This is a genomic window from Streptomyces sp. NPDC046821 (assembly GCF_040645335.1).
Classification (GTDB): domain Bacteria; phylum Actinomycetota; class Actinomycetes; order Streptomycetales; family Streptomycetaceae; genus Streptomyces.
The window spans coordinates 25,279-38,774 of the sequence record NZ_JBEYYB010000026.1 but is presented as its reverse complement, the minus strand read 5'-3'; the positions used below and the strand labels follow the sequence as shown (position 1 = coordinate 38,774).

Below are 13,496 nucleotides of genomic sequence, written 5' to 3'. Positions count from 1 at the left end.
GATGGACAACGACGTGACCAAGCCCCACCTCTACCGCAACGCCCGCATCTTCACCTCGGACCGGCGCACCTGGGCCGACTCGCTCGTGGTCGTGGGCGACCGGCTCGCCTACGTCGGCGACGACGCCACCGCGGCACGTGTGGCCGGACCGGACGCCCTGGTCCACGACCTCGAAGGCGCGACCGTCCTCCCCGGATTCGTCGACGGCCACGCGCACGTGGTCGGCACCGGCGAAGCGGCCGCCCAGGTCGACCTCTGGGGCGCCGACACCGTGCAGGAGATCCAGCGGCGCATCCGGACATGGGCGCAGGAGAACCCCCACGCGCCCCGCGTCCTCGCCACCGGGTGGAAGCACGGCGATATACCCGGCGGCCAGCCCGACCGAGGAATGCTCGACGCAGTGGTCGCCGACCGGCCCGTCTACGCGCAGGCCTACGACTTCCACTCGATCTGGCTGAACTCGGCGGCCCTCGCCGAAGCGGGCATCGACGACACCACGGCCTCACCGCCCGGCGGAACGGTCCACCGGGACGAGAGCGGCGCGGCCACCGGCCTGGTCGACGAGACCGCGATGCACCACCTCGTGTGGCCGGTGCTCGACGGGTTCACCACCGACGCCGACCGTGACCAGGCCCTCGCGGTCGCCCTCGCGGCGTACGCCGAGTCCGGGGTCGTCGGGTCGACCGAGATGGCGCTGGGCGAGGACGACTACGCGGCGATGCGCCGTGCCGACGCGGCGGGCGCCCTGACGACGCGTATCGGCGCGTTCTGGCGCGTCCAGCCCACCGGCGACCAGAGCGCGAACCTCGCCCAGGTCGAGCGCGCCGTCGAACTCGCCGCCCACCACGCGACCCCGTTCCTGCGCGTCACCGGCATCAAGGTCATGGTCGACGGCACCGTCGACGGGTGCACAGCGTCGCTCGGGAAGCCCTACGTGGACGGCACGAACGCCGACCCGATCTGGAGTCTCGCCGAACTCGCCCCCGTGGTGGCCGCCGCCGACGCCGCCGGCCTCCAGGTCGCCATGCACGCCATCGGCGACGAGGCGATCCGGGTCGCGATCGGCGCCGTCGAGCACGCGGTCAGGCTCAACGGCCCGAAGGAGCGCCGCCACCGCATCGAACACCTCGAAGTCGTCGACCCCGCCGACATCGACCGGCTCGCGGCACTCGGCATCACCGCGAGTATGCAGCCCGTGCACGCCGATCCGGCCATCCAGGAGAACTGGCGACGCGTACTCGGCGACGACGAACGGGTCGAACGCGGCTTCCCCTGGCCCGAGATGACCGACGCCGGGGCGACCCTCGTGCTCGGCACCGACTCGCCCACCTCGCCCCATGCGCCGCTGCCCAACATGTTCATCGCGGCGACCCGGCGCTCCGCACTGGACCCGTCGCTGCCCGCCAACCTCGCGCACTACGCCCTGCCGCTGGCCGACGCGATCGTGCACGCCACGCGTGACGCCGCCTGGGCGAGTCGCTCCGAGCACTTGCACGGCCGTATCGCCGAAGGGCTGTACGCGGACTTCATCGTGCTCGACCGGGACATCTTCGCCAGGCCGCTGGAGGAGTTGCTCGACACGCGCGTGCTGCGGACGGTCGTGGGCGGCCGCGTGGTTCATTCCATGGAACCGGCGGTGAACCGATGAGCGACGTGACCATGTCGGCACCCGTGCCCACCGGGCAGGCCAAGGCGAAGCGGCGGCCCGGCGGGGCGATAGCGCGGTTCGTCGCCGTTCGCATCACAGGCCTTGTGGTGACCCTGTTCATCGCGAGCCTGGTCGTCTTCGGAGCGCTCTACGCGGCGCCGGGCAGCCCGCTCACCTATCTCACGCACGGCCGCACCATGACCCCCGAGGCGATCGCCGCGATCAAGGCCGAGTACCACCTCGACGACTCGATCTGGCAGCAGTATCTGAGGTGGCTGGGCGGTGTGCTGCACGGCGACTTCGGCACCTCGATCATCTACAACCAGCCCGTGTCGTCGCTGGTCGGCAGCCGTGCCTCGGTGACCACGCTGCTCGTCCTCATGGCGGCGGCGATCGTCCTGGTGCTCGGTCTGGCCATCGGCACGCTCGCCGGTCTGAAGCCCGGTTGGCTGTCCCGGTCGGCCATGACCGCCGCGACCGGTGTCATGGCGGTGCCGACCTTCGTCGGAGCGGTCGTCCTGATCGTCGTGTTCGCCGTCCAGTTGGAGTGGTTCCCGGTGTTCGGCTCAGGCGGTTCGGGCCTCGACGCGATCTACCACATGGTCCTTCCGTCGATCGCGCTCGCGCTCGCGTCCGTCGCGTTCGTCGCGCGACTCGCCCAGACCGCCGTCCGCGCGGAGCTGTCCGCCGATCACGTGCAGACGGCGATCAGCCGCGGACTGCCGCGCGGTGCCGTCGTCCGCAGACACGTGATGCGCAACGCCGCGATGCCGGTCCTCACCGTCGCCGGTCTCACGATCGCGGGACTGATCGCGGGAAGCGTCGTCGTGGAACAGGTCTTCCAGCTCGGCGGGCTCGGCCAGTTCCTCGTCGGCTCGGTCCAGCAGAAGGACTTCCCCGTCGTACAGGCCATCTGCCTCATGTACGTCGCCGCCTTCATCGTGCTGAACACCCTCATCGACATCGCCTACACACTGCTCGACCCACGCGTGTCGATCGGGAAGAAGGACTCATGAGCGCAACAGCGGCGGTACGCCGCATCGGTGTCCGGAAGACCGGCCGGCGGACGAAGCGTGGCACGGGAGGCGTCGGCGTCTCCGGCTGGGTGGCGCTCACGCTCATCGGACTCGTTGTCTGCTGTGCGGTCCTCGCGCCGCTCCTCTCACCGCAGGCCCCGAACGCCGTCGACCTCTCCGGCGCGTACCAGGGTTCGAGCGGCGCGCATCTGCTGGGAACCGACGCGAGCGGGCGCGACCTTCTCTCGCGTCTCATCCACGGCTCCCGCACGGCGCTGATCGGCCCGTTCCTCGTCGTGCTGATCTCGACGCTCCTCGGTACGGTCCTCGCGCTCTCGGCCGTGTGGTTCGGCGGCTGGTTCGACCAGCTGGTGGTGCGCGTCGTCGACGCCGTCTTCGCCTTCCCCGGTCTGCTCCTCGCGATCCTCGCGACCGCCCTGTTCGGCTCCGGCCTGACGGCCGCCGTCGTGGCACTGTCCATCGCGTACGTCCCCTACATCGCGCGCATCGTGCGGAGCGCGGCGCTGCGGGAGCGCAACCTGCCGTACATCGCGGCGCTCCAGGTCCAGGGCGTGAACGGGCTGCGGATCGCGCTCGGGCACATCCTGCTCAACGTGGGCGGGCTGATCGTCGCCAACGCCACCCTCGCCTTCGGCTTCGCCCTGATGGACCTCGCCGGCCTCTCCTTCATCGGACTCGGCGTCCAGCCGCCGACCTCGGACTGGGGCGCGATGGTCGGCACCGGTATGGCCGGGGTGCTCCAACAGCACCCGCAGGAAGCCCTGTTCGCCAGCGCGCTCATCGTCATCACCGTCGGCGCCGTCAACATGCTCGGCGACCGGCTCACGGAGCGCTGGGAGGCACGCTCGTGAACGCACTTCTCGAAGTAGAGGACCTGACGGTCCAGTTGCCGGTCGCGGGGGAGCTGCGCACCGTGCTGCGCGACGTCTCGTTCTCGCTCGACCGCGGGAGCACGCTCGGCCTGGTCGGCGAGTCCGGCTCGGGCAAGTCGATGACCGTACGCACTATTGCGCGGCTGCTGCCCGACGGCGCCGACGTCCGAGGCGGTGTCCGCTTCGACGGTGCCGAGGTGTTCGACCTGCGTGCCGACGCCCTGCGCTCCTACCGGGCCAAGGACGTCGCGATGATCTTCCAGGACGCACGGGCGTACACCAACCCCGTCCGTACGATCGGCGACTTCCTCACCGAGGCGATGCGGATCAACGACCGGATGCCGAAGGCCGCCGCCCGCAAGCGCGCGGCCGAGCTGCTCGCCGAGGTCGGCATCGGGGACCCGGAGCGCCGCCTTCGGCAGTACCCGCACGAGCTCTCCGGCGGTCTGCTGCAACGCGTGATGATCGCCGCCGCGGTCGCCGCACGGCCCCGGCTCATCCTCGCGGACGAGCCGACGACCGCGCTCGACGTCACCACCCAGGCCGAGGTGATGGCGATCCTGCGGCGGATGCAGCGCGAGTACGGCATGGCGATGCTCTTCATCACGCACGACCTGGAACTCGCCGGCGCCGTCTGCGACGAGACGATCGTCCTGTACGCCGGCCAGGTCATGGAGCGCCAGGCCTCGGTGCGCTTGCACGAGGACCCGCTCCACCCGTACACCGCCGCGCTGGTGCAGGCACGGCCCGAGATCGGCCGGCGCGTCGACCGGCTGCCCGCGATCAGCGGCCACCCGACCACCGCGTACGAGGCGCCGGACGGGTGCGCGTTCGCGCCGCGCTGTCACTTCGCGCAGGAGGAGTGCCGGGCGGGGGTGCCGCCCCTGCTGCGGATCGGCCCGTCGCAGACCCGGTGTGTCCGAATGCCGGGCCTGCGCGGGCAGTTGGCGCCGCAGGAGCCGGTCGGCTCCGCTTCTGACGAGACCGGCTCTGCCGCGAACTCGATCGGCTCCGCGTCACACGAGATCGGCTCCGCGTCGGCCGAGGTCGGCTCTGCGTCGGCCGAGGTCGGCTCCGCTGCGAACGCGATCGGCTCCGCGTCGCACGAGATCGACTCCGCTCCGAACTCGATCGCCTCCGCGTCGCACGACATCGGCTCCGCTTCGAACGAGGAGGTCCAGCGATGACCGAACCCCTGCTCGTGGTCGAGCACCTGACCAAGACGTTCGGCCGCGGACGTGCCGAGGCGACCGCGGTCGCCGACGTGAGCTTCGCGCTGGCCCCCGGCGGCTCCCTCGGGATCGTCGGCGAATCCGGCTCCGGCAAGACGACCACCGCACGGATGATCATCGGCCTGGAGCGCCCCTCCGGCGGCCGCATCACGTTCCGGGGCGAGGACCGGACGCTTCCGGCGCGCTCCGCACGCAGCCGCCGCCAGCGCGGCCGGGACATCCAGATCGTCTTCCAGGACCCGTACACCTCGCTCGACCGCCGTCAGCGCGTCGGCGACTGCCTTGCCGAGGTCGTCGGCGTCCACTCCCAGCTCGGCCGTGACGAGACCCGGAAGCGTGTGAGCGAACTCGCCGAACTCGTCGGCCTCGACGACCGGCAGCTCGCCGCACTGCCGAGGTCGCTCTCCGGAGGGCAGCGCCAGCGCGTCGCCATCGCCCGCGCGCTCGCCGCCGATCCGGACATCCTCATCCTCGACGAGGCCGTGTCCGCCCTGGACGTCTCGATCCAGGCCCAGATCCTCAATCTCCTCACGGACATCCGGCGCAGGCGTGGCGTGAGCTACCTGTTCATCAGCCACGATCTCGCCGTCATCCGGCAGGTGACCGACGACACGATCGTCATGCGTCACGGCGCCGTCGTCGAGCAAGGCCCCACCGCCGACGTGCTCGACAACCCCCAGGACCCCTACACCCGCCTGCTCCGCGACAGCGTCCCCCGCGGCGGGTGGGACCCCGAAACCGTCACCGCCCGACACTGACCAGGAGTTGCGCCATGTACTCACCCCCCTCTCGCGGACGGGCGTCGGCACTCGCCGTCGCCGCCGCGACCACTCTCCTGCTCGCCGGCTGCTCCGGTTCCGGAGGCGGCGGTACGTCCGGCGGCGGAGCGAACAAGTCCGCCGACGCGCTGACGACCTTCACCCCGACGGGCAAGGGCTCGGTCGACAAGATCACCTGGAACGTCTTCCAGGGCGAGCCGCAGACCGTCGACCCCTTCCAGTCGGCCGACTACACGCCGAACATGATCAACTCGAACATGTGCGAGACGCTGTTCGCCCAGACGCCCGACTACAAGATCAAGCCCAATCTGGCGGCGTCGTACACGAACCCCGACCCGAAGACCTGGGTCTACAAGCTGCGCGGCGGCGTCACCTTCTGGGACGGCTCGCCGATGACCGCCGACGACGTCGCGTGGAGTATGCAGCACAACATGACGGCCAAGTCGAGCTTCTACGGCTACCTCTACGCGAACGTCGCCTCGGTCGCGAAGACGGGCGCCGACGAAGTGACCGTCAAGCTCAAGAAGCCCGACTACCTCTTCAACGACGAGCTGGCGAGCTACGCCGGCGTCGTCGTCCAGAAGAAGTTCTACGAGCAGCACGGCAAGAAGGTCGGTACGCCGGGCGTCGGAGTCATGTGCACCGGCCCCTACAAGTTCGCCAAGTGGACGCGGGGCCAGTCGATCAGCGCGACCCGCTACGACGGCTACTGGAACAAGTCGCTGCCGCTGAAGGTCAAGAACATCGACTTCACCTTCCTGACGGACGACTCCGCGATCACCTCCGGCCTCCTCTCGGGCCAGATCGACGGCACGTACGGTCCGCCGGTGGCCGGCATATCCCAGCTGCGGGCGTCGTCGGCGGGCAAGCTCTACTCGGGCCCCGCCCCGCTGGCCGTCACGCTCGTGGTCGCGAACGAGAAGGGCGCGATGGGCAACGCCGACGTACGCAAGGCGCTCCAGATGGCCATCGACTGGAAGGGCATCGGCAAGCAGGTGTACGCCGGTGAGGGCACCCCCGCCTCGCTCCAGACCGTTCCGGCCGTGTACGGCTTCGCGAAGGGTGACCTGACCAAGTACGGCGACTCGGTCAAGACCGACGGCACCCCGAAGCTCGACGAGGCGAAGAAGCTGCTCGCCGGCGTTCCGGCCGACGTGAAGTCCAAGCAGATCAGCATGGTGGTCCCGCAGCAGGCGGAGACGCAGCAGCTGGGCGTCGGCATCAAGGACGCGGCCGACAAGATCGGCCTGAAGTTCAAGCTCAACGTCGTCCCGGCGACCGGCTACTCGAACTACCTCTACGACCCGGCCACGCGCGGCGGCACCGACCTGCTCTACACGCAGTTCTGGCCGAACATCCCGAACCCGCTCGACTGGCTCGGCCTCACCGCGGTGACCGGCGGCACCTTCAACCAGTCCGGCTACAAGGGCATCGACGCCCTCTACGCCAAGGCGGTCGGCACGAAGGACGAGGCCGCCCGCTCCAAGCTGGTCGTCCAGATGGAGACGAAGCTGCACGACGAGATGAACCCGATGTTCAACGGCATCCAGTTGACGAACGACGTCTGGCTCGGCAGCAAGATCACGGGCGCCCCGGCGGCGTTCGACTACGTCTACTACCCGTGGGCGGCGCACCTGACGGGCACGGGCAAGTAGCTCTCACACCCGCCCGAGGCAGGGAACTCCAGCGGCAACGCCGCCGGGTTCCCTGCCTCGCGCCGTCTACGGGGTAGGCCACCCCCGCGCTACGTAGTAAGCCACCCCCGCCGCAACGCCTGCACCCCCGCCTGGAAGCGCGTCTCCGCGTTCAGGGTCTGGAGGAGGCGGCTGATGCGGCGGCGGGCCGTGTGGACGTGGACGCCGAGGCGGCGGGCTATGGCCTCGTCCTTGAGGCCCGCCGTCAGGAGCGTCAGGAGTTCCCGGTCCTCCTCCGTCAGTTCGTCCGGGCGGTCCGGGGCGACCGGCATCGCCCGTTCCCAGACCGTTTCGAAGAGGGGGATCAGGGCGTTGCGCAGCAGCGCGTCGCCGACGACCAGCGCGGAGGCCGTCGGGTCGCCGACGTCCGTCGGGGGCAGCAGCGTCACGCGCCGGTCCACGGTGATCATCTTGGTGGGTAGCGCCGTGCCGATGCGGACGTCGATCCCGTCCCGTGCCATCTCGTTGAGCGAGCGGATGCGGCCCGGGTAGTCCAGACCCTCACGGTCGACGACCACGCGCACGCTCACGCCCCGGCGCACGAGAGCGGTCAGGTCCAGAGGTTCCGGCTCGTCGTCCGCCGAACGGACCGCGTACGGCGGGCGGTCGAGCAGGGTCAGTTCGTCCGTGGCCGTCAGGACGAGCGAGGCCACGCGCTCGGCGATCGCCCGGCGGCCGGTGACCGTCTCGATGCCGCCCGCGCTCGCCCCCGGGAGCCCGCCCGTCAGCCGGGCCGCGATCCGGTCGGCGCCTGCCGTCATCCGTTCCAGCTCCGCGGAGCGCTGGTGCAGTTCGGCCTGGCGCGTATGCAGCAGCGTGCGCAGCGCGGAGGACGGAGGGACCGGGCTGGGCAACGGGCTGCCCGGCGTGGTGAATCCGTGCGCGGCGAGCCGGTCGAGCGCCGCCGTCACCCGGCGCGGGGTGATCCCCAGGGTGCGGCCGAGCGCGGCCCGCGAGGCCGGCGCACCGCCGCCCAGCAGATGCTCGTACACCCGCAGTTCGTCGGGGCCGAGCCCCAGCGTGCTCCACTCCGCGTCCACTTCCGCCCTGTTCACGGCCCGATCCTCGCTCCCGTGCCCGGGCCACACAAGTGTGCATGTCCACAAGTAGGCACGTGAGACGCATTGTTCCCCACCCGCCGCACGTATTGCATGGCCCCGATCGATCACGCAGCCGCCGCACAACCGCACTTTGCGTACCGCACGCCGCACAGGAGGGGAGCGTCATGCGCAGTTCGTCGCGTATGAGCAGGACCGTAACGACGAGGACAAGAACGAGAAAGAGGGGGAGAGGGAGAACGGGCGGGGGGCCCGGCTCCCGGATATCCCTCGGGTACGGCGTCGCCGCCCTGCTCGCCACCGCCGGACTCCTGCTCACCGGGGTGCCCGCCGCCCAGGCCGCCGGGTCCGCCGCAGGTGACGTCGTGCCGGGCACCGACACCGAAACCCCCGCCCTCGTCACCGGTCTCGACGAAGCCGCCGCCGACACCGGCAGCGCCGCCGACGCGGCCCGCGGGCACCTCGCCGCCAAGAAGGGCCGCTACCACATCGCGGACCCCGGGCGGGACCTGACCACGGTGGACAGCCGGCGCGAGGGCGCCGACGAGACCGTGCGCCTCCAGCAGAAGTACCGGGGCGTGAACGTCCTCGGCGGCCAGTACGTCGTCCGGATGGAGAAGAAGGACGGTCAGCGCACCGTCACCGGCACCTCCGGCCGCTACTTCACCGCGCTCCACCTGAAGACCACGACGCCCGCCGTCTCCGAGAAGACCGCGATCGCCCGCGCCGTCGCCGCGGTGACCGCCTCCTCGACCGGCGGCGCGCGCCTGACCCGCCCGGACGGCAAGCCCGAAAAGGCCACCGCCGAGAAGCCGCAGAGCACGCCGACGCTCGCCGGCGAGGCTCACGGCCTGACCGTGCTGCCGCAGGGCAAGGGCGTGCTGACCCGGCACATCACCGTCACCGGCACCGACGCGGTCACCGGCGAACCGGTCGCCCAGGAGGTGTACGTCGACGCGCACTCCGGGTTCCCGGTGCTGCAGTACAGCAAGCTCAAGACGTTCGGCACCCCGGAGCAGCAGGCCGTCGCCCAAAGCGCGGCGCAGGGCACGGCGCCCGACGCGGCCGCGATCGCCGCGGCCCCGGTCGTCAAGGGCGAGGGCACGCGCTACAACGGCAAGACGGCCGAGCTGAACCTGTACAAGGGCTACGACGGCACGTACCAGATGATCGACTACGCCCGCACGGCCGACACCAGCGGCAACCCGCTGACCACCTACGACGCCCGCGGTCACGACGTCCGTGAGGCGCTGGGCGGCTGGCCGAGCGGCATCGCGGCGTTCTCCTCCGCCACGCCGGAGTTCGGGCAGGACGCCACCGACGCGGGCGCGGTCGACGCGCACTGGGCGGCGGGCCAGGTCTACGACTTCTACCGCAAGCACTTCGGCCGCGACAGCCTCGACGGCCGCGGCGGTTCCATCAGCTCCCTCGTCGGCGTCACTTCGGGCGGTCAGCCGTACGACAACGCCTTCTGGGACGGCTCCAAGATGGTGTACGGCAAGGGCGGCGGGAACTACCGCACCTTCTCCGCCAGCACCGACGTCGTCGGCCACGAGATGACGCACGGCGTCGTCGAGCACACCGCGAACCTCGTCTACGCGGGCCAGTCCGGCGCCATGAACGAGGCGCTCGCCGACTACTTCGGCAACGCCATCGACGTGGAGGCCAACGGCATCTCCATGTCCGACCCGAACGCGTCGCTGCTCGGCGAGGGCCTGTGCGTGAACACCGCTCCGCGCGACTGCGCGCTGCGCGACCTCGACGACGGCCACACCACGTCGAAGGACTTCGTCGGCATCTCCTACCGAGGCGACAACGGCGGCGTCCACCTCAACTCCACGATCTTCTCCGGGTCGCTCTGGGACATCCGCCAGAACCTGAACCCCGAGCTCGCCGACAAGATCGTGTACCGGGCGCTCTCCGCGTACATGACCCCGCTCGACGGCTTCACCCAGGGCCGTGAGGCGGTCATCGCCGCCGCGCAGGAGCTGGGCGTCTCGGGCCCTCAGCTCAACATCGTGAAGCAGGCGTTCACCGCCCACGGCATCGTGCCCGGCTGGGAGCAGGCGCTCGGCGTCGACAGCGACACCCTGATCGACAAGGTCAACATCACCGGCACGGGAGTCGGCGCGGGCGGCGGCAAGTTCGCCGTCTCGCAGTCGAACGACGACGGCAGCGAGCCGTACTCCGTGTGGGCCGGGTCCACCGACCGCAAGGGCGCGCTGCAGCAGATCAGCGGCAACAACGGCAACTACAACGTGTACGCCGACACCGACGGCAAGACCGTCGTGTGGGCCGAGTTCGGCTACGACGCCATCCACCTGAAGTCGCGGCCTCTCGCGGGCGGCCCGGAGAAGGAGTTCTACTCCTCCTGGACCGGCATCTCCTCGCTGGCCGTCGACGGTGACATCGCCGTGTTCACCGAGTCGGACCCGTACGGGAACCAGCACGTCGGCTACCGCAACCTGAAGACGGGCCAGGGCACTTGGGTCGACGGCGGCCGCTACTACATGGCCACCGCGGTGCCGTCCGTCCGTGACGGCGTCATCGCCTACGGCAAGATGTGGCCCGAGACCGACGGGTACAAGCTGGGCGTGGAGACGCTGGACCTCGCCACCGGCAAGCGCGCCCTGATGCCGGGCGACCCGGCGAAGACCGTGAACATCGGCCAGACCGCGGTCACGAACAAGGGCGTGTTCTGGATGCGCGACACCAACCCGGACGACCAGGGCCTCGTCTCGGTGGAGCGCGCGGCGGTCGACGGTACGTCCCCGGTCACGATCAGCCCGGAGTCCGGCGCCGGCGCCCTGTACGGGCAGCTGCTCACCGCCTCCGACGACGCGGTCACCGTCTCCGCGGTGCCGCCGATGACGGCCTGGGACAACGCGATGATGCCCAAGCTGTACCAGCTCGCCCCCGACGGCAAGGGCGGCCCGCAGAGGGTCTCCTGCAACCGCGGCGACCAGATCTTCCCGGCCGCCGACACCGGCAAGCGGGTGCTCTGGCTCGACGGCACCACGGGCTGGACGAGCCTGGTGAAGCGCGACCGCCCTGCGGGCAAGTGCTGAGCTGACTGTCTGAACGGTTTGAACGAACGGCCGGGCCTGGGGGCCCGGCCGTTCTGCGTGGTATCAGGCTTTTGTCAGGGTGACAGGCAGTTCCTGGTGGCCATTGACGATGAACGTCTCCTGCGGCTTCAACTGGTCGACAGGGACGGCGAGTTCGAGGCCTGGGAACGCCTCGAAGAGCCCCCGCGGAGCGACATCGGCCTCCATCTTGGCCAGGGGAGCGCCGAGGCAGTAGTGGACGCCGTATCCGAAGGCCAGGTGGTCCCTGGACGCGCGCGTGGCGTCGAAGATATCGGCGTGGGGCAGGCGGGTACGCGTGCGGGAGCCGGCTCGTCACAGGAGCGAAGCGGGCCGGCCGGACGGTGAGCGTAGGGCGGAAGGGGCTGGTGAGGCACGGCAGTTCTGCGTCAAACTGCTGGTCGGACAGTCGGCCGAGGACTGTCCTGATGGCGGCTTCCGCGCCGTCCCCGGCAGGCCTACGGTGGTCCGGACGAATGAATCCGGACCCCGTACGCCGGTCGCCGTGAGGTCGCTCGACACGATCTCCGCGGTCTCACATCGTGAGCAGTCAGAGCCCGGGACTCTGGTCACAGGTTTACATGCGCGTAACACTTAGCGTGTCCCGTGTGCGGCAATGGCGCCGTAGCACCCACCAGTGGACCGGAACCGAGCGAGCCGCACCCGTAGCGGATCCGGTGAAAGCCGCGCCAGAAAGGCCTTCTGTGACGACTCGATCCGAGACGCAGACCATCCTGAACGATCTCCTCGCGGAGATCGAACACCGCAACCCCGCGCAGCCCGAGTTCCACCAGGCCGCCCACGAGGTCCTCGAGACCCTCGCGCCGGTGCTCGCCGCCCGCCCCGAGTACGGCCAGGCCGGACTCGTGGAGCGCCTTGTCGAGCCCGAGCGCCAGGTCATGTTCCGGGTGCCGTGGCAGGACGACAACGGCCGCGTACACGTCAACCGCGGTTTCCGTGTGGAGTTCAACAGCGCGCTCGGCCCGTACAAGGGCGGCCTGCGCTTCCACCCGTCGGTGAACCTGGGCGTCATCAAGTTCCTGGGCTTCGAGCAGATCTTCAAGAACGCGCTGACCGGCCTCGGCATCGGCGGCGGCAAGGGCGGCAGTGACTTCGACCCGCACGGGCGCAGCGACGCCGAGGTCATGCGGTTCTGCCAGTCCTTCATGACCGAGCTGTACCGGCACATCGGCGAGCACACCGATGTCCCCGCCGGTGACATCGGCGTCGGCGGCCGTGAGATCGGCTACCTCTTCGGCCAGTACCGCCGCATCACCAACCGCTGGGAGGCCGGCGTCCTCACCGGCAAGGGCAACGGCTGGGGCGGCTCGCTCATCCGTCCCGAGGCGACCGGCTACGGCAACGTGCTGTTCGCGGCCGCCATGCTGCGCGAGCGCGGCGAGGACCTGGAGGGCCAGACGGCCGTCGTCTCCGGCTCCGGCAACGTCGCGATCTACACGATCGAGAAGCTGGCCGCCCTCGGCGCCAACGCGATCACCTGCTCCGACTCGTCCGGCTACGTCGTGGACGAGAAGGGCATCGACCTCGACCTGCTCAAGCAGATCAAGGAGGTCGAGCGCGGCCGCGTCGACACGTACGCGGAGCGCCGCGGCTCCTCGGCGCGCTTCGTGCCCGGCGGGCGCGTCTGGGAGGTGCCGGCGGACATCGCGCTGCCGTCCGCGACCCAGAACGAGCTGGACGAGAAGGACGCCGCGGCCCTGATCCGCAACGGCGTGAAGGCCGTCTCCGAGGGCGCCAACATGCCGACGACCCCCGAGGCCGTCCACCTGTTCCAGAAGGCGGGCGTCGCGTTCGGCCCCGGCAAGGCGGCCAACGCGGGCGGCGTCGCGGTCAGCGCGCTCGAGATGGCGCAGAACCACGCCCGGACGTCCTGGACGGCCGAGCGGGTCGAGGGCGAGCTCGCCCGGATCATGAACGACATCCACGCCACCTGCCACGAGACCGCCGAGCGCTACGGCGCCCCCGGCGACTACGTGACGGGCGCGAACATCGCCGGCTTCGAGCGAGTCGCCGACGCGATGCTGGCCCAGGGCGTCATCTGACGCTCGGGTAGCGGCGTGCTGTTTCGG

10 protein-coding genes are annotated in these 13,496 nt (G+C 70.4%); 8 read left to right on the top strand and 2 right to left on the bottom strand.

The genetic code is table 11. The features are described from left to right. The first annotated feature begins 1 nt into the window (after position 1). From ABZ893_RS35115 to ABZ893_RS35090, 6 genes are read left to right on the top strand one after another with little or no spacing between them, the layout of a single operon-like run. Entirely contained in the window at positions 2 to 1,648 is a 1,647-nt protein-coding gene (locus ABZ893_RS35115; RefSeq protein WP_361412232.1) for an amidohydrolase, read from the top strand. Then, positions 1,645 to 2,664 (top strand): ABC transporter permease, encoded by a 1,020-nt coding sequence (locus ABZ893_RS35110; protein ID WP_361412230.1) that lies wholly within the window; start codon positions 1,645 to 1,647, stop codon positions 2,662 to 2,664. Before ABZ893_RS35115 ends, ABZ893_RS35110 begins: the two co-directional genes overlap by 4 nt. Further along, on the top strand, positions 2,661 to 3,536 hold the full coding sequence (locus ABZ893_RS35105; RefSeq protein WP_361412228.1) for an ABC transporter permease: 876 nt from the start codon (positions 2,661 to 2,663) through the stop codon (positions 3,534 to 3,536). Before ABZ893_RS35110 ends, ABZ893_RS35105 begins: the two co-directional genes overlap by 4 nt. After that, positions 3,533 to 4,744: an oligopeptide/dipeptide ABC transporter ATP-binding protein gene (locus tag ABZ893_RS35100; protein ID WP_361412226.1), complete on the top strand. Its 1,212-nt coding sequence runs from the start codon at positions 3,533 to 3,535 to the stop codon at positions 4,742 to 4,744. Before ABZ893_RS35105 ends, ABZ893_RS35100 begins: the two co-directional genes overlap by 4 nt. Further along, positions 4,741 to 5,547 (top strand): ATP-binding cassette domain-containing protein, encoded by an 807-nt coding sequence (locus ABZ893_RS35095; protein ID WP_361412224.1) that lies wholly within the window; start codon positions 4,741 to 4,743, stop codon positions 5,545 to 5,547. The genes ABZ893_RS35100 and ABZ893_RS35095 overlap by 4 nt, the downstream gene beginning before the upstream one ends. 14 nt (positions 5,548 to 5,561) lie before the next feature. Further along, on the top strand, positions 5,562 to 7,223 hold the full coding sequence (locus tag ABZ893_RS35090; RefSeq protein WP_361412222.1) for an ABC transporter substrate-binding protein: 1,662 nt from the start codon (positions 5,562 to 5,564) through the stop codon (positions 7,221 to 7,223). Between the two features lie 89 nt (positions 7,224 to 7,312). On the opposite strand, the gene ABZ893_RS35085 is transcribed toward ABZ893_RS35090, so the two are convergent. Beyond that, positions 7,313 to 8,317 (bottom strand): helix-turn-helix transcriptional regulator, encoded by a 1,005-nt coding sequence (locus ABZ893_RS35085; protein ID WP_361412220.1) that lies wholly within the window; start codon positions 8,315 to 8,317, stop codon positions 7,313 to 7,315. Between the two features lie 188 nt (positions 8,318 to 8,505). Between ABZ893_RS35085 and ABZ893_RS35080 the strand changes: the two genes are divergently transcribed. After that, entirely contained in the window at positions 8,506 to 11,388 is a 2,883-nt protein-coding gene (locus ABZ893_RS35080) for a M4 family metallopeptidase (RefSeq protein WP_361412218.1), read from the top strand. Positions 11,389 to 11,451: 63 nt separating this feature from the next. Here ABZ893_RS35080 and ABZ893_RS35075 read toward each other — a convergent pair whose 3' ends face one another. Continuing rightward, a complete protein-coding gene (locus tag ABZ893_RS35075) occupies positions 11,452 to 11,679 on the bottom strand; it encodes a cytochrome P450 (RefSeq protein ID WP_361412260.1) in 228 nt (75 codons plus the stop codon). A gap of 431 nt (positions 11,680 to 12,110) precedes the next feature. Here ABZ893_RS35075 and gdhA point away from each other — a divergent pair, with 431 nt between their 5' ends. Beyond that, the gene (gdhA, locus tag ABZ893_RS35070) at positions 12,111 to 13,469 is read left to right on the top strand and encodes an NADP-specific glutamate dehydrogenase (protein WP_361412216.1); all 1,359 of its coding nucleotides are present in this window, start codon (positions 12,111 to 12,113) and stop codon (positions 13,467 to 13,469) included. Positions 13,470 to 13,496 lie beyond the last annotated feature (27 nt).